At 68.1% G+C, this 25909-nt stretch carries 6 protein-coding genes and 1 pseudogene; 2 read left to right on the top strand and 5 right to left on the bottom strand.

The window, feature by feature from the left end; genetic code table 11:
• Nucleotides 1–13: 13 nt before the first annotated feature.
• The 5 genes from RUU78_RS15715 to RUU78_RS15695 form a co-directional block, all read right to left on the bottom strand.
• Nucleotides 14–1879 carry a serine hydrolase domain-containing protein gene (locus RUU78_RS15715; protein ID WP_313918246.1) on the bottom strand — a complete coding sequence of 622 codons (1866 nt, stop codon included), beginning with the start codon at nt 1877–1879 and terminating at the stop codon, nt 14–16.
• Nucleotides 1876–6156, bottom strand: coding sequence for an amino acid adenylation domain-containing protein (locus RUU78_RS15710; RefSeq protein WP_313918244.1), 4281 nt, complete (start codon nt 6154–6156; stop codon nt 1876–1878). Before RUU78_RS15710 ends, RUU78_RS15715 begins: the two co-directional genes overlap by 4 nt.
• Nucleotides 6149–21481, bottom strand: a complete 15333-nt coding sequence (locus RUU78_RS15705) for a non-ribosomal peptide synthetase/type I polyketide synthase (RefSeq protein ID WP_313918242.1) — start codon at nt 21479–21481, stop codon at nt 6149–6151. Before RUU78_RS15705 ends, RUU78_RS15710 begins: the two co-directional genes overlap by 8 nt.
• A gap of 163 nt (nt 21482–21644) precedes the next feature.
• Nucleotides 21645–21965, bottom strand: coding sequence for a hypothetical protein (locus tag RUU78_RS15700; RefSeq protein WP_313918240.1), 321 nt, complete (start codon nt 21963–21965; stop codon nt 21645–21647).
• 1043 nt (nt 21966–23008) lie between these two features.
• Nucleotides 23009–23662 carry a hypothetical protein gene (locus RUU78_RS15695; RefSeq protein ID WP_313918238.1) on the bottom strand — a complete coding sequence of 218 codons (654 nt, stop codon included), beginning with the start codon at nt 23660–23662 and terminating at the stop codon, nt 23009–23011.
• Between the two features lie 31 nt (nt 23663–23693).
• On the opposite strand from RUU78_RS15695, the gene RUU78_RS15690 reads away from it, so the two are divergent.
• Both RUU78_RS15690 and RUU78_RS15685 read left to right on the top strand, forming a co-directional pair.
• A complete protein-coding gene (locus RUU78_RS15690) occupies nt 23694–24272 on the top strand; it encodes a hypothetical protein (protein WP_313918236.1) in 579 nt (192 codons plus the stop codon).
• 262 nt (nt 24273–24534) lie between these two features.
• Nucleotides 24535–25909: pseudogene (locus tag RUU78_RS15685) on the top strand (hypothetical protein); the annotation flags it as partial.

Genomic DNA, 25909 nt, shown 5'->3' with positions numbered 1-25909 from the left:
GTCGTCGGTCGCCCTAGTTGGTCTGGAACTTCCAGGTGGGGCCGATCACCAATGGCATGATCTTGTCGTCCGGCGCGACGGTGTCGACGCGCCAGTAATACGTCGTGTTCGGCTTGACCGGGAGCCCCGCGGTGACGGCGGTCACCGTGGTGCGCTCGGTGCCCGGGTGATGTTCCGCGCTCGCACCGTCGACCGCGGTCTCGTCGGTGCCCCAATAGACATCGTAGCTCTTGCCATAGATGCGGCCCGCCTGCCATTTGACGTCGACCTTGTCGCTGTTGACGCGTGCCTTGGCATCGCGCTCCGGCCACGGCGTCGTAACGGCCGAACTGACCTGCGGCATGATGGCATCCAGCATCACCGCTTCGCACTGGCCGGCCTCGGCGGTGGAGATCGCCGGATCGCGCGGAAGGATGCAATCGTCGTCCCAGGTGTTGGTCGCCAGCACGAACGAGGTCTGCTGGTCGGGGAAGTAGTAAAGCAGTGTCTTGTAGCCCGGGAAGGCGCCGCCATGGCCGCGTGCCGTACCGTAGCTGCGTTCGGGTTGCATCAGCCCACCCACGCCGTATTGCATCGGCTGCCAGCCGACATGGATGTCGGCCGAGACGAACGTATACCACTTGTTCTTGGTGCCCTGGTTGAGCAGCGTGTCGGTGCGGAACATCGCATCTTCGAACTTGAGCAGGTCCCAGGGCGTCGAGACGATCGCGCCGGCGGTCCAGGCGTAGGTCGGGTTGGTGTCGGTGACGTCGCACCAGTCGCTGTAGACCTGCGCCGGATACGGGATCGAACCCCACTTGGTGTAGCCGTGCATGGTGGGCAGCTTCCGGGTGTCGGTCGCGAAATACGTATCCTTGAGCCCGGCGACATCGAACACTTCGCGCTTGATCACTTCCTCGGCCGGCAGTCCGGTGACCTTTTCGGCGATCAGGCCGAGCAGGATGTAGTTGGTGTTCGAGTAGTCCCAGGCCGGATATTGCGGCGGTGCTGGCGGCGCGCTCGCAAACACCGAGACCCAGTAAGGATTGGGGTAGGTGGCGCCGGCGGCGAACGACGGCGCCACGGGCGGCGCACCGAAGGGTTTCTGGTCCCTGGGCACACCGGTGGTCGAGACGGCCGCGACCAGTTCCTCGGGCTTGAAGCTGCGCTGTGGCGTGATCTGCGGCGAGAAGCCGACAGTGTCCCAGCCCAGATAATTGGCCACGCCGGAAGTCATCTGCAGCAGGTTGGTGACGGTGAGGCTGCCGATGCCGGGAATGCCCTTTACCGTCGGGTTGTCGCCGAGATAGGTCAGCACCGGCGCGGTCAGCTGGATCTTGCCCTGCTGCTCCAGCCGCAGGATCGCCTGGGCGAGGAACGCCTTGCTCACGCTGCCGACGCGAAAATGCAGGTCGGGCGTCATCGGCTGCTTGGTGGCGAGGTTGGCGACACCGCCGACACCCACGCGCACGCCCCAGTCGGGCGAGCGCACGATGACCACGGCACCGGGAACTCCGCCATTGGCCACCAGAGAGTCGATCACCTTCTGCCAGGTCGCGGGGAACGCGCGATGGGGAACCGCATTGGACCCGCCACGTAGCTGCGCCTTCGCCGTCGGCGGCGGCGGCTGGCACACCGCCGGTGGGTAGCCGATCGGCGTAGGCAGGGTCGCTGGTGGCGCGGCTGCCGGGACCTGTTTCAACTGCCTCGCCGGCGCAGCGTCATCGGCCGTCACCGCGGTCGCGAGCGTCGCTGGCGGCGCGGCCGCCGGGATCTGCTTCAACTGCCTCGGCGGTACGGTGTGCTGGGCAGGCGCCGGCGGCGCGGCCAGACCCAGCGCGATCAGGGGCAGGGTGGCAAGCACGGGACGGCGGACTCGATTCCGGAAGCGGGTGTTCATGCGTGCTGTCCTTCTGTCGGTGGGGAAATCCGCGCCCGCGGCGATGGCGCTGCGGGCGCGCTCGAAATCAGTTCGGCCAGGCGCTGGATCGCGGCGGGCGAATCGCAGCGCGGCGTGTATCGGATCGCGGCGGCCAGCCGGCCACGGCTGCGCCACGCCTCGATCTCGATCGCACGCGTGCGGCGCAGGCCAGAGGCGACGACGCCGGGAAGGCGGTCGCTGATCGCGAAGGGGGCGTCGGCGGCGGGATCGACGTCGCCGAGGTAGTTGACAGCGATCGCGGGCTCGGCAGTTGCCACCGGATCGGGTGCGAGCCAGCGCAGCATGCTCCAGCCGACACCGTGCGACGGCACGTCGCGCAGCGCGGCCTCGATCGCTTCGGGCGAGGCGCCGCAGGCCAGCCGGAACGGATACTCGGCCGTAAACCAGCCGACGGTGCGGCTGACGTCGAGCGCAACACCGGGCGCATGCCTGCCGTGACTCGTCAGCGTAACGCACGCCTCGTCGCCGTCATCGCGGTCCGCCAGCGCCGGGCCCAGGCGAGCGAGCAGCCGCGCGAGCACGCCGCGCTCGGACAGGCCAGGCGGCACCGGGCCGAGGTCGAGCGTGACGATGTCGGTCTCGCCATAACCGTGTTCGGGCGCAGGCCAGGACGGTGCACCCGCGACCGATGCCCAATAGGCGCGTTCCCGCCCGGCGTCCGATGCCGACAGGGCCATCGCCCAGGCACGCCAGGTTGTGCTGAGCGGGGGCGCGACTCCGGCCAGCGCATCGGCCAGGTCCTCGAGCAGGATGCGCCAGCTCATGGCATCGACCAGCAGATGGTGAGCCGCCAACAGCAGATAGTCGCCGTCGTCGAGCCGGTACCGCGTTGCGACGAACAGCGCAGCGGCCTCGCCAGCGCCGCCTGGTGCATGCGTCTGGGCATCGGCGGCGAGCGCCGCATCGCCGGCGCCGCGCAGATCGACGCTGCGCCAGGCGAGCGGCGTATCGACGGGCTGGACCTCGGCGGTCCAGTCGCCGCCGCCGTGTGCGAAGCGCAGCCGCAACGCGTCGTGACGCTGCCAGAGCGCCGTTACTGCTTCTTTCAATCCCTGGCCCGAGCCGATGCGCAGCAGTACCTGGTGCGTCAGCCGCGCGCAGCCGTCGGGATCGGACAGGAAATGCCGGCGCTGGATCGGCGTGAGCGGGACCGGCCCCGCGACCGCATCAGCCGGCGTCGCGGCGGCGATCGACCCCAGCCGTGCGATCGCCGCGACGGTGTCCGCTGCCAGCAGGGCTGGCATCGTCAGTCCCATCCCTCCGCGCCTCAGTCGTGCGAGCAGGCGTATCGCGCGCAGCGAGTCGCCGCCACTGCTCGAAAAGCCGCTGTCCGGACCATAAGGCCCGTTGCCCAGGATCGCGGCAAAGGCTTCGGCAACACGCGCTTCCTCGTGTGTCAGTGCGCGCGTTGCCAGCGCCTGGCGGGTGCGCATGCCGGCCAGCGCGTGCCGGTCGACCTTGCCTGCAAGGGTGGTTGGCAGCTCCGGCAATGGCAGGATTTCGGCCGGGACCATCCAGGTCGGCAGCGTCTCCGCCAGCCGGTGGCGCAGCGCATCGCAGTCGAGCGGCGCGCCGGGGACGACGAAGCCGACCAGCTGCCCCTGGGCGATGGCCGCAGCGGCCTGCGCGACACCCGGCAGCGCGCGTAGGGCGGCCTCGACTTCGCCCAGCTCGACACGGTGCCCGTTGAGCTTGATCTGCCCGTCGAGGCGCCCGGCGTAGAGGATCTCGCCGTCGCCCCGCAGCACGCCCGCGTCGCCGGTCCGGTAGGAACGCTGGCTCTCGACCTCGGGGAAACGCTCGGCGGTCAGCTCCGGCCGCCCGACATAACCGCGCGCGAGGCCCTGGCCTGCCAGCCAGATCTCGCCGAGCGCGCCCAGCGGCATCCGCCGGCCGAGGCGGTCGCGGATCGACATGGCCGTGTTGGTGATCGGGCGGCCGATGGGGATGCCCTGGGCATAGTCGGCCTGCGGATCGATGCGGTGCCAGCTTGCGCAGACCGACGCCTCGGTCGGGCCATAGGCGTTGAATACGGACAGCGTGCGCGCGAGGCGGCGCATGTCCGCGCTGTCGGGTGGCTCGCCAGCAGTGATCAGCACGCGCACCGGGCCGAGCGGGGCCCCGTCGAGCGCGCGCAGATACGAAGGCGGCAGCGTCGCGACCGTGATCCGCTCGGCCTCGAGCAGGGCGAGCAGCGCCGCGCCGTCCCGGACGGCCGCATCGGGGGCGATCACGAGCCGCGCGCCGGCGAGCAGCGCCATGAAAATCTCGGACAGCGACGCATCGAATGCGCAGGAGGCGAACTGCAGCACCGAATCCTCGGGCCGCACGCCGAAGCCGTCGATCTGCGCCAGGATCATGTTGACGAAGCCGCGGTGCGGTACGGCGACGCCCTTGGGCTGCCCGGTCGAGCCCGAGGTGTAGATGAGATAGGCCAACACGTCGGGCGTCGCCGGCGATGGTGCGCGTCCCTCCGCCTCGGCGCCGGCGATCGGTACGGCAAATCCTGGCGCCAGCGCGTCGACCCGCGCGGCGCCTGCTGCGTCGGCGAGGACGCGCCGACAACCCGAATCCGCCAGCATCATCGCGATTCGCGCATCGGGGAGCGCAGGGCTGAGCGGGAGATAGGCCGCGCCGGCCTTGAGGATGCCAAGCAGCGCCACGATCCGCGCCGCGCCGCGTGGGCACAGCAGCCCGACCACGTCACCCGGGACTATCCCGTCGCCGCGCAGTCTCGCCGCGAGACCTTCGGCGGCGCGGTCGAGCGCGCGGTAGCTGAGCGCGACACGTTCGTCGGCGAGCGCGGGAGAATCGGGCGTGCGATCGACCTGACCGTGCCACAGCGATACGAGCGTCGCCGCGGGATCCCGCGCGACAGCCGGGCCGTGCTCGGCGGCATCGAGCTGCGCACGCTCGCTGGCCGGCATCATGTCGATGTCCGACAGCGGCGCGTCGGGTGCGGCGAGCAGCGCCGTCGTCACCGCTCGCCAGTGCGTCGCAACGCGCGCGACAAGCGCGGTGTCGATGCGGCTCGCATCGTATTGGAATGTCACTCGCAACTCGGCGTCGTCATGGACGAGGATGCCGAAGTCATAATTGGCGCGTTCGACGGCATGCGTCGCCACCACGGTGAAGCCAGTGTCCGCGTGGGCGCCCGCGTCGCCGGCCGGGAAATTCTCGAGCACGAGCAGATGATCGAGCAGCCCCGCCGGCAGCGCCGACGCCGCCTGTATCGTCGAAAGTCCGACGTGGTCGTGTGCGCTGCCGGCGTCCGACTGCTGCTGCAGCCGCGCGAGCAGCGCGGTGAGCGTGTCGCCGTCCTCGAGCTGCACACGCACCGGCAGCGTGTTGACGAACATGCCGACCAGCCGTTCGATGCCCGCCGTGGCGATGTTGCGCCCCGACGTCACGATGCCGAAAACCACATCGTTGCGCCCGGTCCAGCGCGCGAGGATCAGCCCCCAGATTGCCTGGAGCAGCACGCCCAGCGTCGCGCCACTGCGCCGCGCCAGCTCGCGCAGCGCGTGCGTGTCAGGTGCAGCCAGCCGCAGGCAATGTTCCGCCATCTGCGATGGCGCGCCGCCCCGCGGCAGGCGGGGTAGCGTGGCGATCGTGTCGTAGCCCGCCAGCAGCGATCGCCAGTGCGACACGGCTGTCGCTTCGTCGCGCAACGCCGCTTCGGCCATGTAGCCGTCGGGATCGGTCGCAGGCGCGAGCGAGGCGGGCGCGCCGCTGCGCGCCGCGGCATAGAGTGCGATGAATTCCTCGATCAGCACCGCGCCCGACCAGCCGTCGAGCAGGATGTGCGGGTGGCTCCACACCAGCTCGAAACGCGCCGGACCCAGACGGAACAGCGCGATGCGGATCAGAGCGTCCCGGCGCAGGTCGAACCCGCGCGTCACATCGGCCGCGCACCACTGGTCGACAGCAGCGGCGTCGGCGTCGCGCGCCTCGAATGCGACGCGCTGCTGCCTGAGCACGATCTGCAGCGGCTGCGCGGTGCGCTCCCAGTCGAATACGGAGCGGAGCATGGCGTGGCGCGCGAGCAGGCCGTTCCATGCCGCCTCGCAGGCGGCGGCGTCGATCTCGCCTTCGATCTCGAAGCGTACCTGGCGGTGATACGGCGAAGCGCCGGGGGTCTCGAGCTCGTGATACAGCATCCCCGCCTGCAGCGGAGTCAGGCGATAGACGCGCTCGACCGCGTCGCGGGTGAGGGCGAAGGCGGACTTATCCATGCTCGAACAGCTCCTCGACCTCGGTCAGCGCAACGCGGCCGCCGCTGGCGTCGGGTGCTGGCGCAGCGTCCACCAGCAGGGCAGCGATCCCCGCCACGGTCGGCGCGCCGAGGAAGGCGCGCATCTCGATCCGGTGGCCGGCGGCGCGCAGCCGCCCGACGACCTGGATCGCGCGGATCGAATCGCCACCGACCGCAAAGAAGCGATCGTGCCGGCCGAACCCGGCATGGCCGAGCACGGCGCGCCACGCCTGCGCGACCAGCGCCTCGCGCGGATCGTCGATCGTCGCCTGGTCTGCGGTCGTCTCGATTGGCGGGAGCGCGGCGTAGTCGGTCTTGCCGCTGGGCGTCAACGGCAGCGTGTCGAGCCTCCTCCAGCGCGCGGGGAGCATGTGCGCGGGCAGCACGCGCGCGAGTGCCTCGGCCAGCGCATCGGGTTCGGCGCCGACGACATAGGCAAGCAGTTCGTCGCTCGACGGACCCTTGCGCACGGCCACGGCCACGTCGCGCACCTCTGGCAGCGCGGCGATGGCACGCTCGATTTCACCCAGCTCGATGCGATATCCGCGCAATTTGACCTGGCGGTCGCGCCGTCCGGCGAAGCGGATCGCACCGTCCGCTCCCATCGCGCCGCGATCACCGCTGCGATACACGCGCGCACCGTCGCGCCAGGGGTGCGGCACGAAGACCGCATCGGTCAGATCGGGGCGCGCATGATAGCCGCGCGCGAGGCCCGCGCCGCCGATCACGATTTCACCCTGCACGCCGACCGGCGCCGGATTGCCAAAGCGATCGAGCACGAACATCTCGCCATTGGCGATCGCGCGGCCAATCGGAATGCCCCGCGCATCGGGCGCCTGCGGATCGATCCGGTGCCAGCTCGCACAGACCGTGGTCTCGGTCGGGCCATAGGCATTGACGGTGCTCAGCCGCGTGGCAAGGTGGGTCATGCGCGGCGCATCGGGTGCTTCCCCCGCCGTTATGAGCATCTCGAGCGGCGCGAGCGCGTCGTCGCTCAACTCGGCGAGATAGGAGGGGGGCAGCGTCGCGACTGAAACCCGTCCGGCCGCGAGCAGCGCGGAAAAGGCGGCGGGGTCGCGCACGTCGTCAGGTCGTGCCACCAGCAGGCAAGCGCCGTTGAGCAGCGCCATCACCATCTCCCAGACCGACGCGTCGAACGAGACCGGCGCGAACTGGACGATGCGGTGATGCGATTCGATACCGAGCCCGTGGCGCTGTGCGAAGGCCAGGTTCGCCGCACCGCGGTGCTCGAGCAACACCCCCTTGGGCCTACCGGTCGAGCCGGAGGTATAGATGAGATACGCGGCGTCCTCCGGGCGCGGCGTGGGCGGCAGCGTGCCGACGGCTGGGCCGAGCGCCGTGACGTCGATCCTGCGCAGCGGGGTAGCCGGCTGCACTTCGTCGTATCCTGGCTCGGTAAGCAGCACGCTCGCGCCCGAATCGGCGAGCATCAGCGCGATTCGTTCGGCGGGATAGCCGGGATCGATCGGCAGATAGACCGCGCCCGCCATGAGCACGCCGAGAAATGCGGCGACGAGCCGCTCCGAGCGATCGAGCAACACCGCAACCACCTCTGCGGGCGCGACGCCGTTGGACACCAGGGCGCCGGCGATCTCGCGGGCGCGCGCGTCTAGCTCGGCGTAACTCAGCGTCGCGCCGGCGCAGACCACGGCGGGTGCGCCCGGCTGGCGTGCCACCCAGGTGGCGAAGATGGCGGGAACGGTCGCGCTTTCGGGCAAGTCGATGACAGGCCCGGGCGCTGTGACCAGCGCCAGTTCCTCTGCGCCAAGCATCGTCAGCCGCGCCACCGCACTTTCGGGTTCGGCTACGGCCGCCGCCGCCAGCCGGGCATAGTGCTCGGCCATCCGCTCGATGCGCTCACGCTCGAACAGGTCGCTCGCGTATTCGAGATTGAGCGTCACGCCGTCGTCGCTTTCGACGAATTCGAACGTCAGCGGATATTTGGCGACACGCGGCTCGCCGCCGAACCGCGACACAGTGACGCCAGCCAGCGTCAGGCTGCGCTGGCGCCGGTCCTGGAACACGACCGCGACATCGAACAGCGGCGGGCGATTCTCATCGCGCGGCAGGGCCAGCTGCTCGACCAGCAGATCGAAAGGATAGGCCCGATGATCCATGGCTTCGGCGAGGGCATTGCCCGCGCGGCGGAGCAGCGCCGCGATGTCGTCGTCGGCGTCGAGCGCGAGGCGCAGCGGCAGAAGATTGACGTAAAAGCCCAGCTGCGTCTCGAGTTCGGGATCGTCGCGGCACGTCACCGGAATGCCGAGCACGGTCTCGTGACAGCCGGTGTGGCGCTGGAGCAGCGCGGCAGTGAGCGCGACCAGGCTGGAGAAGAAACTCGTACCTGTCGCCCGCGCAAGTGTACGCAGGCCTTGCGTGGTGGCGGCGTCGAGTGTCGTCGAGACGCGGTCGCCGTCATGGCTGGCCGGACCCGCGGGAACATGGTCGAACGGCAGGTCGAGCCGCGGCGGCAGTTCGGCGAGGCGAGCCAGCCACCACTGCCGCATCGCGCCGGCGGCCGGCGAAGCGAGCCAGACGGCTTCGGCGACGGCGTGGTCCTTGTAGTGGATGCGCAGAGGCGGCAGTGCTTCACCCCGCGCGCCGCGCAGGATCTCTTCGATCATCACGGACACCGATTCGGCATCACTGACGATGTGATGGACGGCGAACAGCAGCACATGGCGTTCGGCGCCGAGGCGGAGCAGGCTCGCGCGCAATAGCGGGCCCCGCGCAAGGTCGAAGCCGTCACACGCCAATGCTTCGGCGCGCTGCCGGGCCGCGGCATCAGGATCAGGTTCGCCGCTCAGGTCGATGTACGTGACTGCGAAATCGGCCTCGGCCCGCACGCGCTGGCGTACGCCCGTATCGCTTTCCATAAAGACCGTGCGCAGTGCCTCGTGCCGCGCCGGTAGCGCTTCGATTGCGGCGCCAAGCGCCTTGGCGTCGAGCGCGCCGTCGAGCAGATAGGCAGCGCAAAGCACATAGGCGGCCGGATTGCCGCCAAGCTGATCGAGGACCCAAAGCCTGCGCTGCGCATGCGAGGCCGGATAGTCGGACGCGCACGCCGCTGCGGGAATGCGCTGCAGCGGCGCCGGCCTGGGCGCAAGTGCCGCCGCCATTGCGCGTACGCTCGGCGCCGCGAAGAAGTCGGCGATCGTCAAGCTGCCGCCAAACTCGGCGTTGGCGCGCGTGAGCACGCGGATCGCGCGCAGCGAATCTCCGCCGACGTCAAAGAACGACGTGCATGCGCCGACGCGCTTGATGCCCAGCACCTCGGCCCAGATGGCAGCGATGCGCGTTTCTACCGGCCCCTCGGGCGCGACGAACGCAGTTCGGCCGATCACCAGTTCCTCGGGCTTGGGCAGGGCGCGGCGGTCGACCTTGCCGTTGAGTCCGAGCGGCATCGCGTCGAGCACGATCAGGAAGTGCGGCATCACCGCCTGGGGCAGGTCGAGCGCGAGGCGCGCGCGCAATTCGTCGGTGCCGATCGGGCGCGCCGCCGTGTAATAGCAGGCAATGGCGAGCTCGCCATCGTCGCGCCTGTGCGCAACGGCGACTGCGGTCTCGATCGCCTCGTGCGCCATCGCCGCGGCTTCGATTTCGCCGAGCTCCACACGCACGCCGTTAACCTTGACCTGACCGTCGAGCCGTCCGCCCAGTTCGATCGTGCCGTCGGCGAGCGCCCGGCCCATGTCGCCGCTGCGATAGATCATGCCTTCCACGCCCCATTCGGGCTCGCCGCGGATGAAGCGTGCCGAGTTCGCCTCGGCGTCCCCCAGATAGCCGAACATGGCGAACGGCGGGGCGATGTGGATCTCGCCGATCACGCCGGGCGCGGCGAGCCTGCCTTCCTTGATCACCAGCACCTGCGTGCCGGGCAGGGGCCGCCCCACCGGTACTGCGCGCGCCGCGCCGACCGGGCCGTCGATCCGGTGGCAGCATTTGGCGAGCGAAGTTTCCGATGGACCATAGAGGTTGCGCAGCGCGACATGCGGGCCGAGGGCGGCACGCGTGCGCTCGACATCGGTACCCCACAGCATCTCGCCCGCGAACAGCAGGTGCTTGAGCGCGGGCAGCGGGCGTGGCTGCTCCTCGAATGCCTTGAGCGCGAGGCGAAAGATGCTGGGTACGACATGCGCAACGGCGATTTTCTCGTCGGCCAGCCATGCCGCGAGCCGCGCGCCGTCGCGTCGGACCTCGATCGGCGCGATGCATGACGTGCCCCCCGTCGCGAGCGGGAGGAAGATGTCGCGCAGCGAGACATCGAAGGTTGGCAGCGCGAGATTGCTTACGCGCACGCCCGGCCGAACCGCCAGCTCCTGCGCTTCCCAGTCGATGAAATGGCGCAGACCGGCATGGCCGGCGAGGATCGGCCTGGGCGCACCGGTCGATCCCGAAGTGAACATCACATAGGCAGGGTCGGTGGGACCAGGGCGCCGGCTGGTGTCGAGCGCGCCGCCGTCGAACCCGAACATACCCGCTGCATTCCATGGCACCACGCGCTCCGGCGGCGGGCTGACCGCCCCGACCAGCCGGTCGCGCAGCGCGGGCGCGACGATCCAGGCCTTGGGCTCGACGCGCGCGGTAAGCAGCGCCAGCCGGCGCGCGGGCGCCTCGATGTCGAGCGGGACGAACACCGCGCCGGCCTTCCACGCCGCGAGCAGGGTCGCGACATGCCCGATCCCGGCGGGCTGGTACGATGCGACACGGTCGCCGCGCTGGACACCGAGCGCGACCAGCGCCCGGGCCAGCGCCTCGGCGCGAGCGTCGAGCGTGCGATAGCTCAGCGTCTCGCCCGCGTCCTCGATCGCAATCGCATCGGGGCACGCCGCGGCCTGGGCCTCGAACCGGTCGAGTACCGTGCCTTCGATCTCACGTGTCGCGACGGGCGCGGTGCGCGCGCCGAGCGCGATCTCGCCCAGTGGTGTGTCGGCGTTGGCGAGCACGGCCCCTGCGAGCTGGCGCCACTGCGCCTCGATCGCGCGCAGATCGGCCTCGGCTATAGCGCGGGCGTTGTAGGTGAACTTGATCGCCAGCGTCTGGCCGGGCTCGACGACGATGCTGAACGGAAAATGCATCTGCTCGATCGCCCGCACGTCATCTATCGCGAGCTCGGCGTCGCCCAGGCTGGCGAAGGGATAATTTTCGAAGACGAGCACGTGGTCGAACAGCGTGCGGCGCTTGCCGTCGAGCCGCTGCATCTCGGCGAGCGGAAAATGATGGAACGGCGCGGCTTCGCCGGCATCGTGCTGGATCGCGCGCGCAAGAGCGGCAAAACCCTGATCGCTCGGGACGCGCACGCGCACCGGCACGGGCTGGAGGAACAGTCCGACCATCGCCTCGATTCCGTCCAGCTCGGCGGGGCGGCCAGAGGCGATGGCGCCAAACATCACGTCCGCGTCGCCACCGAACCCGGCGAGCAACACGGCCCATTGCGCCTGCACCAGCGTGTTGAGGGTCACGCCGAGCCGCGCACCCAGCCCGACCAGTGCCTCGGTCGTCGTCGCGTCGAACGCGAAGCTCAGTTCGCGCATCGCATAGCCGCTGTCCGCGACCGCACGTAACCCTGGCAACGCGACGGGCTCGGGCGCATCGAGCAGCCGCGCCACCCAATAGCGCCGCGCGGCGGCGGAATCCTGAGCGGCGAGCCACTCCAGGTGGCGGGCGAAGGGCGGTGCGGGCGGCAACGGTGTGCCGCGATAGAGCGCCATGAGCTCGGCGAAGACGATACCCAGCGACCAGCCGTCGGCGACGATGTGATGCAGTGTCAGGATCACGCGCGTCTGCGTGTCGCCCAGACGCAGCAGCAACAGCCGCAGCAGCGGATCGCGCGCCAGGTCGAAGCCTTGCGCACGCTCGGTCGCCGCGCGGTGCTCGACCACCTCGGCCTGGTGGTCGGCAGCGAGCTCGCGCAGATCCTCGACCTCGACGGGGCCTGGCCGATCGACCAGCACGACCTGGCACGGCGCAGCGCCCGACGGGGCGACGATCACGGCACGCAGCGTCTGGTGCCGCGCGAGCACGGCCTGCCAGGCGGCAGCGAACCGCTCGTGATCGAGCGAGCCGCGCAGCGTGAAAGCGAATTGCTGCACATAGGATTGGCGATCACCGCTCAGTGCATGAAACGCCATGCCTTCCTGAAGTGGCGACAGCGGCAGTACCACTTCCACGCCGGCCGCATCGAGTTCTGCGGTATCAGCCATCACGCGATCGCGCGATGGCGCCGGCGGGCCGACGAGCGCGTCGCGCAGCGCATCGGCCAGCCGCTGCACCGTCGCGCGCGCATGAATGCGCTCGCCATAGCCGATGCTGAGCGCAAGCTTTCCACCGACGACCGCAGCCTCGACGTCGATCAGCTCGGGCCGACGCAGCGTAGGGCCAAGGATCGCCCCAGTCGGCTCGTCGGCGAGGCGAAAGCCCCCGACAAGCTCGGCGTCGAACTGGCCCATGTAGTTGAACCCGATCTCGGGGGGCTCGACAAAGCCGAGGCCGGGGCGCAGCTCGGGCGGGGTCGCATAGCGCAGCAGGCCATAACCCACGCCCTTGCGCGGGATCGCCGCCAGCGTCGCACCGGCGCGCGCCGCGGCGGCGCCCAACCCTGCCGCATCGCCGATGTCGATCGCCGCCGGGAACAACGAGGTGAACCAGCCGATCGTGCGGCTGATGTCGAGTCCGGGCGCCAGTTCCTCGCGGCCATGGCCTTCGAGCCGCACGCGGATGCGCGGCATGCCTAAGGTTTCGCGGAAGGCCAGTCCCAGCGCGCCGAGCAGCAGCGCGGCCATGCCGCCTTCGTTGACCCCGGCGCGTCGCAGCAGTGCTGAACTCGCGTCGGCGTCGAGTTCGAGCGCGATGCTGCGTGCATCGGCAACGGCATTGATTTCGTCGTCGTAGTCGCGCGGCAGAGCGGTTGCCTCGGCGGATTCGACTGCCTGCCAGTAGGGGATCTCGGCCAGCAGCGCCGGATCGCGCGCGGCCGGCGCCAGCGCCGTCGGCCAATCCAGCCAGGACCCCGATGGCGCGAGCATCGCGACTTCGCCGGCGCGTTCGGCGGCATAGGCGGCGAACAGATCCTCGAGCAGGATGCGCCACGAGACGCCGTCAATCACCAGATGATGACAAAGTAGGAGCAACCGCTCGCCGTAGGGCAGGCGGTAGTGCACCACGCGTAGCAGCGGCGGCCGCGCGACGTCGAAACCCGCCTGGAGCGCAACCGCATGCGCCGTGAGCGCTGCTGCGCTGGGGAGCGCGACCGTCTCCACCGGCACCGTCATCGTCGCGGCGACCCGCTGCACCCCACGCGACAGATCGAGCGACAGCCGCAGCCCGTCATGCCGCTCGATCACCGCGGCCAGTGCGCGAGCCAGCGCATCCGTATCGATCGCCTCCGCCGCGAGCAGCACCGCATTGTTGAACTGCCCCGGTGCGGTACCGTGCGTCTCGACAAACCAGCGCTGGATCGGCGTGAGTGGCGCATCGTCGGCTCTCGAGAGTGCGGCGGCCGGTTCCGTGCCACCCGCCACGGCCGCCAATGCGGCGACCGTGCGCGCCGCGAGGATCTGCGCGAGGCTGACCCTGATTCCGGTGCGGTGCAGACGGCTGACTATCTGCAGCGCCTTGATCGAGTCGCCGCCGAGCGCGAAATAGTCCTGGTCCACGCCCGGCGCCCTGCATCCCAGCACATCGCTCCAAATGCTGGCGATCGTCGCTTCGACCGCCGTGCGCGGTGCCTTGGCGATGGCGCTCGCGGGCAGCGCCGATGCATCGGCGAAGGCCAGCGCGGCGCGATCGATCTTGCCATTCGCCGTGAGCGGCAGCGCGTCGAGACGGACGAAGCGCGCCGGGATCGCATGCATCGGCAGGTTGCGCGCGAGGTGTGACTGCAGCGCCTCGGCCGTCAATGCCACTTCGCCCACCACATAGGCGGTGAGCACGTCGTCGCCGGCCGTCACGACGGCCTTTTCGACCGCCGGATGATCGAGCAGCCAATGCTGGATGGCCGCCAGCTCGACGCGATGACCGCGCACCTGCACCTGATGGTCGTTGCGTCCGAGATAGGTCAGAACGCCGTCCGCGCCGAGTCGGCCGATATCGCCGCTGCGGTAGTAGCGCCGGCCATCGCGCGTGACGAAACGCTCGGCGGTCAGCTCGGGCCGGTTGAGATAGCCCGCGCAGACGCCGCTGCCTCCCACCCACATCTCGCCCGGCACGCCCAGCGGCACTGCAGCGCCGGTGGCGTCGAGCAGCAGCACCTGCGTCTCCGGAATCGGCCGCCCGATCGCGCTGCGCCCGCTCACCAGGTCGGCCTCGCTCAACCGGTGCCAGGTCACATGCACCGTGGTCTCGGTGATGCCGTACATGTTGACCAGCGCGATTGTGGCGAGCGGGTAGAGCGCAGCCCAGGCGCGCAGATAGGCCGGTTCGAGGCGGTCCCCGCCGAAGATCACGGTGTGGAGATGTCCCCCCAGATCGTGCGTCGACACGGTGCGCTCAGCGTCGATCAGCCCGTAGAAGGCGGCCGGCGTCTGGTTCAGCACGGTGATGCGGTGTGCGCGAACCAGATCGAGCAGCGCAGCCGGGTCGCGCGCAGTCGCGGCGTCCGCGATCACCACCGATCCGCCGTTCGCGAGCGCGCACCAGATTTCCCAGATCGAGAAGTCGAACGCGAAGCTGTGCGCGCATACGAAGACGTCGGACGGTCCGAACGCGAAGGGCATGCGGTCGTTTGCGAGCAGCCGCACCGCGTTGCGGTGGCTGACCAGGCATCCTTTGGGCAGGCCGGTCGAGCCCGAGGTATAGATGACATAGGCGGTGTCGTCGGGTGTGCGCGTGACGACAGGCCGCGTCGCTCCGCGCGCGCCCACGTCGAGCGCAAGTCCGCGCGCCATTTCGGGCAGCAGTGCCGCCGTGCTGGCGTCGACGATCACCGCGGCGCAACCGCTGTCGCCGAGGATATGTGCGAGCAGCGCCGGCGGATGCGCGCCATCGAGCGGAACGAACACACAGCCCGCCTTGAGGATCGCCAACTCGGCCACGACGCACCGCTCGGAGCGCGGCAGCAACATGCCCACGCATGACCCTGCCGGCGCGCGCGCGGCGATCGCCGCGGCCAGCGCATCGGAGGCGGCGGAAAGATCGGCATAGTCGAGTGCGGTGTCGCCCGACACCACCGCGACGCGCCCGGCATGCGCCGCTGCGGCGGTGTCGAACAGCTCGACCAGCGTCGCTTCGCGCGGATAGTCGGCAGCGGTGTCATTGAGCGCGGCGACTACGGCGGCCTGGCCCGGCGTAACCAGGTCGATCCCGCCGATCGGGTCGTCCGGACTGTCGGCAATGGCCGCCAGCATCTGGCCGAACGCCGCGGCCCAATGCTCGATGGTGCCGCGGTCGAACAACTGCGTGGCGAAGCCGAAGCGCAAGGTCAGCGCGCCGTCGATCTCGGTGATGTCGAGCGCCAGGTCGAACATTGCCGCCTGCAGCGCGATCTCACGGCTGGTGAAGTCGAGATTGGCGATGCGAAACGCGCGCGCGGTCGCGTTCTCATAGGACAGCATGGTGTCGAACACGGCGTTGCGCCCCGGCGCGGGCGGTCCAGCGAGTGCCGCGGCGGCCTCGAACGGGAAGTCGCCATGATCATAGGCAGCGAGTGCCACCTGTGCGACCGCGTCGAGATGCGCCGCGAATGGCAGCTCCGCGCTCGGCCGCGTGCGGAACGCGACTGTATTGACGAACATGCCCACCGCGCGCGCTACCGCCGCCTGCTCGCGCCCGGAGCTGGCGCCCGCGATCACGATATCGTCCTGCCCGCTCAACCGGTGAAGGAAACCGCTCCATGCCGCGAGCAGCACCATGTAGAGCGAGGCGCCGCCGCGCGTACGGCCGAGTGCCTTGAGCCGGTCGACCAGCGTCCTGGGGGCATGGACGATGACCGCGTCACCGCGAAAATCCCGTTCCAGCGGACGGGGGCGATCGCCAGGCAGATCGAGCTGGGGCAGATTGGCGAGCTGTCCGCGCCAGAAGGCAGCGTTGGCTTCGCCGCGCGCGCCTTCGCCGCCAGCAGCTGCGGCGAGACGTGCCGCGGCGAGGTCATAGTCGACCGGCGGCAACGTCTCGCCGGCGTAGAGCGCCATGAGCTCTGCCGCGATGATGTCGAACGACAGTCCGTCCACCGCGATGTGGTGTGTGTCGGCGAGCAACAGGTGCCGCTCCGGCGCGAGCCGGCCGATCGCGACGCGGATCAGCGGCGCCTGCGACACGTCGAACGGGCGGATGAACGCCGCGATGAATGCGTCCTCGCCGCCGGCCGCGACATCCATGCGCTCGATGGCGAAGCGCGGCTCCGCGATACGCTTGGCCACGGGCTCGCCGTCGATCGTGACGAAGGCGGTGCGTAGCGCCGGGTGGCGACGGATCGTCGCGCGGAACGCGTCCTCGAGCCGGTCTGCGTCGAGATGCCCGTCGATCGTGAACGCCTGAGGCAAGTGATAGGGCGCCTCGCCGCCCTCGCGCTGCGCGAGCGCGTAGAGCCGCCTTTCGGGCGAACTCAGCGCGCTGAACTGCGGAGCGGGATAGGCGTCGGTCGACCAATCGAAGCCATGCGCGCGAATCTCGACGATCGCACCGGTGATTGCCTCGAACACTGCGTCGACTTCAGCCTGACTGTGCGCGGTCGAGAAGAAGTTGATCCGCCGCTCCCAGGTGTAGACGCCGCGGATCAGCATCGACAGATAGAGCAATTCGAGCTCGATCGGCTCGCGGTCCTGCGCGCCGATCGGCACGATCCGCCACTGCGACGAGAAATGCTTCGCGCGCAGCGGCACGCGCTCGCGCTCGAACCAGTGGTTCAGCCGGTCGCAGAACGCCTCGGTGCGCGCCGTCACCCCATCCTGCAGCGCCGCGCCTTCGGCCTTCATATGCGTGAGCGCCGCATGCGCCGCGGTCATCGTCGCGGGGTTGCGGCAGAAAGTGCCGCCGAAATAGATCATCGCCGACTGCGGGCCTGACCGGTCGCCGTAGTCCCAGTCGCCGCCATCGATATAGTCGAGAAAGCGCGCCTTGCCGGCGATCACGCCGATCGGCATGCCGCCGCCGACAATCTTGCCGTAGAGCGCCATGTCGGCATCGATTCCGAACCAGGCCTGCGCTCCGCCCGGTCCGGCGCGGAAGCCGTTGATCATCTCGTCGAAGATCAACGCCGTGCCCGAACTGCGCGTGAGGCGCCGCAGTGCCTTGAGGAAGCCCTGGGGCTGGAGGTCGGGATCGCGGCTCTGTACCGGTTCGACCAGCACCCCGGCCAAGCTGTCGCCGTGCGCGCGGATATAGTCGAGCGACGCCGACGAGTCGTAGGGCAGGACCACCAGGTCTTCGATCATCCCCTCGGGCGTCCCGAGCCCAATGGGAACGCGCTCGCCGTCGATTTCGGTCGCGAGAACGCCATCGAAGATGCCGTGATAGCTGTTCTTGAACAGCACGATGGTCTTGCGCCCCGTCGCGGCGCGGGCGAGGCGCAGCGCGACCATCACCACTTCCGAGCCAGTGTTGCTGAATGCCACGCGCTCGGTGCCGGTCAGCTCGGCGATCAGTTGCGCCGCAGTGGCCGCGTGCGGCGATTGCGTACCGAGTTCGATGCCGCGGTCCATCTGCGTCTTGAGCGCGTCATGGATGAAAGCGGGCTTGTGGCCGAAGAAATGCACGCCCATGCCCATCGCAATGTCGATGTAACGATTGCCGTCGACATCGGTAACGAACGGCCCGTCGGAACCCGCCGAGACGATAGGATATTTGGCTTCCTTGAGCTGTCCCCAGAAAGACAGGGTGTGCTTCCAGTCGGCGAGCACCGCGCGGCTATCGCGCGTGCGGACCTTCGAACCGCCGGTGCGCGCGACATGCACGCAGACCAGGCGGTCGACATAGGCCTGCTGCTCGGTGCTGAGCTTGACGCCAGCAAGGTTGATGCCGCGGATTTGCGTGATCGGCACGGAGACCGGCGCCTTGGGTTGCTCCGCCTTCGGCAAGGAAACCTCTGCCGCGCGTGTCGCGGGGACGGGGAGGGCGACTGGCGCCTGGCCCGCCGCGGCGAGCTGCAGCCGGCTAAGCTCGTTCAGGCCGGCAAGATTCTGCGCGGCGAGCGCGGCCATCGCCTGTAGCTGCTGCTGGAACAGCGTGCTGTCGCCGGTGATCGCTGCGGGGGCCGTGGCGAGCGGAGCGCTTGCTGCGGGCGGTGCCGCGTGCGGGGCGATTGGCACGCTGGACGCCGCGGCGGGAAGCGGTGTCGGCGCGTCGGGGCAACGCTTGGCGTTCGCTTCCAGATAGATCTGGATCTCGGCGAGCGTGCCGAGCTCCTTGAACAACTGGCTCATCTTGAGTTCGACGCCATAGTCACGCTCGACGGCTTGGCCGAGCTTGAGCAGCATCAGCGAATCCAGCCCCATGTCGGTCAGGTGCTGCACGGGGCTGATCTCGGCCGGTTCGAGCCGGGTGATCGACGCCAGTGTTTCGATCAGATGGTCGACGATTCCGGCAGTGTTCATGGCGATTATCTCGGCCGGCGCTGCGCCGGATGGGCTTTGATCAGGGGAGGACCAGCCGGCGGGACGCAGTGGCGCGACCTCGAGCCAATAAGGCTTGCGCTGGAACGGGTAGTGCGGCGCGGCGATGATGTGCCGGGGGGCAGGCATGGTCGCCGCCCAGTCCACTTCGGCGCCGTCGCACCACAAGGCGGCGCTCGCCCAGGCGATCTGGACGCGTTCGTCGACGCCGCGCGTGAGAGAAGCCGTGGTCAGAGCCGCGCCGCCCGCGTGCGCGAAACCGGTGAGCACATCGCTGGTGCCGATCTCGAGGAATCGCTCGAATCCGTCGGCACGCAGCGCGGCGAGCGCATCGGCGAAGCGGACTGGGGCGGTGATCTGCTCGATCCAGTAGTCGGCTGTCAGCGCCTGGCCGGCCGCCAGCTTCGCGCCGGTCAGCGTCGAATAAAACGGCAACCGCGGCGAACCCGCCTGAATGGCTTGGCAGACCGCCCGAAAGCCCGCGAGCATCGGTCGCATCAACGGCGAATGGAACGCGTGCGACACCTTCAGCCGGAGGGACCCGATACCCTCCCGGGCAAGCACCGCCAGCACTTCGGCCAGCGCTGCCGCGTCACCCGACAACGTGATCGACTCGGCAGTGTTGACCTCTGCAATGGCCAGCTTGTCCGAGTGCCTCTGCACCACGTGCGCAACCCGTTCGCGCGCCGCGAACACCGTCGCCCTCGCACCACCCATAGGCAACGCCTGCGTCCGCTGCCCGCACTCGATCACCAGTGCCATCGCTGCCTCGGGCGTGATTGCGCCGGCCACCGCCGCCGCCGCGAACTCGCCGACGCCGTGCCCCACCACAGCGTCGGGTCTCACGCCGCGGCTCGCCCACAGCTCGCTCAGAGCCCACTGGATCGCAAACGTGACCGCCTGCGCGATCCCACTCCGTGCCAGCGCTTCGCCGTCGTCGAGCAACGCGGCGAGCGGCGCGCCCAGCGCGTCGCCCGCGACCGCGGCACAGCGCTCGAACGCCGCGCGAAACACCGGCTCGGTCGTCATCAACACACGGCCCATCCCGGCATCGTGCTCACCCTGGCCGGTGAAGAGGAACGCCGTGGCAGACTGGCGCGGCGAAGCAGGCGCGCGCGCCGCGGCGGCGCGAAGATCGGCGACGAGCTGCGCAGCGTCGGCGCCGACCGCGACCAGGCGTGCGGCCAGCGGCGTCCGCCGCGCGGCAGTGGCGCAGAGGTCGGCGATATCGGCACTCGTCGCTTCGGCGAGCCGCGACTCCCAGGCCGCGGCCATCGCCGCCAGCGCAGCAGGCGTCGCAGCGGAAAGCGCAAGGACGTGGGGCAGGGGGGGGGCCACGCTGGCCGCGTCGTACGTCGGCGCTGCCGCGACGACCAGATGTGCGTTGGTCCCGCTCAGCCCGAACGAACTGATCCCTGCCGCCTGCGCCGGCCAGGTCTGCGGCGCCGCGACGACGTCGATCGAAGCCGAAGCCCAGTCGATATGACTGTTGGGTGTTTTGAAGTGCAGACTTGGCGGCAGCGTCGCGTGGCGCATCGCCAGAATCGTCTTGATCACGCCCGCCACACCCGCTGCGGCTTCGGTATGACCGATATTGGTCTTGACCGATCCGAGCTTTAGCGTGCGCTCCGGGACACGCTTGCCGAACACCGCGTCGAGCGCGCCGAACTCGATCGGATCGCCAAGCAGCGTGCCGGTGCCGTGTGCTTCGATATAGTCGATTGCATCAGGCCCGAGCTGCGCGTCGGCAAGTGCAGCGCGGATCACGGCCTGCTGCGCGAGGCCGTTGGGCGCGGTAAGCCCGTTGCTGCGCCCGTCGTGATTGACTGCCGAGCCGGCTAGCAGCGCATGCACCGGATCGCCGTCGCGCAGTGCATCGTCGAGCCGTTTGAGAACCAGCAGTCCGCAGCCTTCACCGCGACCATAGCCCGAGGCCCGGTCGTCGAACGCGCGGCTGCGTCCGTCGGCCGCGAGCGCCTGGACCTTGCACAGGGCGACGCTGCTGTCGGGCGAAAGGATCAGGCTGATCCCACCAGACAGCGCGACGTCGCAATCGCGGCGGCGCAGCGCCTTGATCGCCGCATCGAGCGCGACCAGGGAAGACGAGCAGGCGGTGTCGAGCGTGATGCACGGTCCGCGAAAATCGTAGAAATAGGAAAGGCGTCCCGCCGCGGTGCTGAACATCACGCCGCTACCCGAATACGGCGTAATCCGCGCTGGGTCGCCTGAATGGACGTGCGCCTGGATGTAGTCGTAGTTCGACAGCCCAATGAACACGCCTGTACGCGTGCCGGCGAGGCGCCGCGTGTCGATCCGCGCGTCCTCGAACGCTTCCCAGCTCACTTCGAGCAGCAGGCGCTGCTGCGGATCCATTGCTTCTGCTTCGGCGGGGGTAATGCGGAAGAAGCCCGGATCGAACCCGCGGACGTCGCCGATAAGCGCCGCCTCGCGCACATACATGCGGCCGGGGTCGGTCGGATTCGCGCTATACCATCGGTCGATGTCGAAACGTTCGCGCGGAATCGGCGCGACAGCGTCGCGGCCTTCGGCCAGCAATTCCCAGAAGCGTTCGGGATCGTCGGCACCGCCCGGATAGCGGCAGCCCATGCCTACCACCGCGATCGGACTGGTCGCACGCAGCGCCGCGTTTTCTTCACGCAGCGCGCGGATCTGAATCGAGGCGCGCCGCAGCGCCTCGACATATTGGTTCTGCTCTGGCGTTTCGGTTTCGATCCGCACTGCGCCCCCGGCGGATGGACATCCAGGTCGAGAATCGCGTGCATCGGGCACGCAAAAGCATGCCGCGATACCGGATCACAGTGCATGCGATCAGGCCCAGCACCTGGAACCTAGTCTGCGAATGGCCGACCGGCGCGCCGCACGCGCCGGTCAGAGGAAGGTCTCAGCCTGCGGTCTTGCTGGGCGATTTGTTGATCTTCTCGTTGGCGGCATTGAGCGCGCTGCTGGCATCGCTCATCAGGCTCGTGCCGGTGGTCGCCAACTTGTACGAATTGATGCGCAGGCCAATCGCAGCGAGCGCACCGAGGATCGGCATCGTCGGCGCGAGCACCGCTACCGCGGCTACAGTGCCCACGAACGTGGCCACGCCAGTACCGACGTTTCCGGCAACGAGGTTTGAAGCTCCGGGAACAAGAATCTCGGCTGCCACCATCGCGGTCTTGGCGAGCGTGGTGTTGCCGTCCATCGTCTCAGTGGTATTCATCTGCTGTCCTTTCCGAAGAATTCGACGAATCTTTCGCGGAATCACGCGACCGCTACGGTTACTGCAGAAATCCTAGCGTTCTCATGGGCGAGAATAGCGGTATAAAACTAAAATGCAACAACTTATTTATGCAAGTCTTCACCGCCAGAGGAGCCTGGAGAACAAGCCAGGGAGCGCATCCTGCGGTGCGCGAGTGGCAGCCTGTGCTCGTCGCACCGCATTCGATGCGACGAAGCAGAACACCATGTCGCCGATCGGGGTGGGGTTGGCGTAACTGCGCTCCCGGACCGCGTGGAAATGGTCGAGCCTTGGCTTGGTGCGCAAGCATCTAAGCCTTTGCGCCGCGCCGGGCTCAGGGCCGGGCTCAGGAGATCTCCCGCGGCCAACACACTAACCGCGACCTCGGGGGCTTTGCCATCGGCGCGCAGCACTGAGGTGGGTCACGCCTGGACCAGAAAGCGGCAAGGGATCATGGGCCAGACCATCGGCTGCACTCGGTTGGGATGCGGCTCGACGAAGCAAGCGCGCTTGCGGCCGAGGCGCCCTGATCGGGGATGAGCCTGACTCCGATAGAGCAGAGGCTGGGACGTAGGTCTGCTGGGCTGTAAGTCTCTGGCAGACGCGCTAAATCGCGCTCAATCGGAATATCGCCAAAAATAATGATTTTTCATATAGTTAGAGCGGTGTGCCGCTGCACAAAAAATCGCTGATTGAGCGGACGGAACGAATCCTAAATGTTTTTCGATGTCGTTCTTGGAAACGGCGATCAATGAGTCGAATCGGCGACGATTTCTGCACACCCATTCGTCTGTCCGGCAGTCGTAGCAGTTGCTTAGGGGTGTTCGTACCCGCCGGCAGTCCCGTAAAAACATGACCTGCGGCCAGTCTATCCACGACCGAGAGCAGGGCAAGATGTGCGCCCACTGCTGGCGGAAAAGCTCGCGACCGTACGCCGGTTGGGCAGGCTCGGCGCGCGCAGCGCTTGCCGGCGAACGATGTACCGCGGGGGGCTTAGGCTGCGAGGATCACCTGTATTGCTTCCGTCACGAAATCGGAGGCGGGTTCAGTTCGCTGGCCCCGCAGGGCCTCTGATCCAGTTCCGTCAACCGTGAGGCTACGTCGCGTTCTGACATTTCCATCGAGATGGGCTCACTGAAAGAACGCTTGAGCACCCGCCCGATGCATTGATAGAGCGCGCTCCAGCGGTACCGCAAGACCGGCGTCTGATACAAGATTTGCGGCAGCAAGCGATAGGCGCACTGACTGGCGTAGAGGTCGCGGCCTGTACTTCCGAGTCGCTCGGCATGTCGTGCCAACAGAAGCAGTGCCAGAAATGCGTTGAGCGAGCCCAGACGAAACAGCGCTTGTACGTCGGGTGGGCGAGCCTCCAACCAGACAATTGCCGTGTCGTTGCGTGGCGCGCTGCGCAGCAAGATGCGCACAATCTGCGCCGGGAAGGCGTAGAGCAACTCCGTTTGCCCGAGAACGATAGTCGGTTCCGCGAGCAGCGGCCACAGCCATGATCGGCTCCAGGTGCGGATGTGCACGGAGCCGCCCGAGCGTTTCTCGATCAGCGCCGATTTGGCAGCACTCGGAACCACGCCATGGTTGCGCCAGCGACGATAAGTGCCCGCCCAGACTGGCGTACCGAGTTCGGTGAGGTAGGGACGGCGGCGGTCGATACGTCGCTCAAGCACAATGGGCGAGTCCGTCCCGAAATGAAGCGCAATGGCAGCAAAGCATGCCGAGCCCGCGCAGCGAGCGACGGCGTACCGGTGCCGCCAAAGCGCGTCGTTCCCGCGCCAACGATCATCCTCGTCGCGCACGCTTGAGGCGAGGTTGCATGTGGTAAAGAAGGTTGGAAGAGTCCACTTCTTTCCTCCTGCTCAGATTTTTGTCGTTCTGGATTCGGGCGACGTACTTGCGGTGCTGACCGACAAGTCTACGATCTCTCAAGCGTCATCTAGCGTGATTGGCGCGCACGAGGAGGCGTTTTCCGTGACTAGCCGGTTACGCGCATTGCGTGAATCGCTCACGAGTTCGTACGGGCCGCTGGTTGGCGGCGCTGCGTTGACCCGTGCGTTGGGCTATCCCAGTCAGAGCGCCTTTCGGCAAGCCTTGGCGCATCAGCGCCTACCCGTCGCCGTTTTTGAGATCCAAGGTCGGCGGGGGCGTTTTGCTTTGACCGCGGATATCGCGGATTGGCTCTGGAGCATCTCGGAGGGGCGGCAGTTTCGGCGCCCTGACCTGGTGGTATCGCAGACGAACAGCGTCAACAAACAGCCCGGTGGCGAGGCCGCCGACTAAACAGGGGAGGGCAGGTGCGTTCGCTGGGTGCGAAGGACGTACCCGACGCGAACAAGGAGGGTCGGCACGGAGGCGATTTTGGCACAAGCACAAGTGTTTGCAGCAGCCAAAAACGCGCCGGCCCCAGCGATTCGTGGTCGCTTGGGGCCGGGAGGACTCAATTGAGCGGAGAGTCCGGGCGTTAGTGTCCTGACGTGCAGCGTAGGTGTCAAGCAGTTCTCGCTGCTGGCAGGGCTGGTTGCTGCCTCCTGAAGGAGGAGGCATGACCATGAACGAACAAGAGGCGCCGGAGCGTGCTCCAGCGTTGTGGCAGCTCGTGCCCGGCGCGAGCGTTGTATGGAACACGGCCCTGTACGACGTCGTCTCGATTGACGACCTGCAGCGTGTGCAACTACGCCATTTGATCACGGGTGAGCGTGTTGTTGCTCCTGTCGGTGAGTTGTTGCCGATGGGGGCGTCCCTCGAGAGCCCACCTGTCGGCGACGTCGATCCTGCTGAACTTGCGCGTGCATGCACGCGTGAGAAAGCCCTGCGGCCGTTCGTGCTGTGCGGCGAACGCCTCAGTGCCGCGCAGATGAGCATGATCAAGGAAGAGTTGGGTCTCAAGGAAAGCCAGATTCGCAAGCTCATGCGGCAGCTGGCCCGCGACCCCGTGCCATTGTCCATCGTTCGCAGGGCGCGCGGACGGCGTCGCAACTGCCGCATGCTTCCAAAGCCGGTCGAGAGCATCGTTCGCACCGCGATTATTGGGGCGGTGCGAGGTAAGAAAACGGTGTCCCTGTCGGCGTTGAATGACGAGGTCACCCGACTCTGTGGGAATGCCGGACAAAAGGCACCGCATCGCCAGACTCTAGCGCGCCGAGTGAGCGTCGATGGCCCCGAACTACGATTTCGGCGCCGATTGGGGCCCCAACGTGCGCGCGAACGTGTGCGTGCCAAACCGGGTGTCATGAAAACGAGCCACGCGCTCGCGCAGGTCCAGATCGATCACTCGCCGTTGGATTTAATCCTGGTGGACTCGATCGAGCGCCTGCCGATCGGGCGGGGATACGTCACCTGGGTGATGGATATCCATACGCGTGCAGTATTGGGTATTTGCGTGTCACTCGAGCCGCCTAGTTCGCTGACGGCCGCGCTGGCACTTGTGCACGCGATCTTGCCGAAGGACTCGTGGCTAGCTGAACGCGGTTTAAGTGACATCGAGTGGCCCATGTATGGGAAGCCAACCGCCTCCAAAGCAGACAATGCGGCTGAGTTTAAGGGGAATGCGTACATCACTGGATGCCATGAATGGGGCATCACGCCGGAGTGGCGCAATCCGGGAGCCAAGGAACAGGGCGCCTTTGTTGAGCGTCTGATTGGCACGTTCCAACGCAAAGCCGAGGTACTTCCCGGCGCGACCGGCGCGAGCGCGAAACAGCGCCGCGGGTACGACCCAGCCGAGACGGCCTGCATGACGCTGCAAGAATCCGAGATCTGGCTCGTGCGTGAGATTGTGGCATACCACCGCGACACGCACCGCACGCTGCAGATGGCGCCAGGTCTTGCGTGGCGGCAGGCCCATGAAACACCCATGGGTCTGCTGTCACCGACCGGCCTAATGGAGCCACCCAAGATCGGGCTAATGGAGCCAGTAG

Origin of the sequence: Tahibacter sp. (genome assembly GCF_032229445.1) — a bacterium.
GTDB lineage: Bacteria > Pseudomonadota > Gammaproteobacteria > Xanthomonadales > Rhodanobacteraceae > Tahibacter.
Note: the sequence above shows the minus strand (reverse complement) of the source record. Positions and strands in the feature narration are given on the sequence as shown.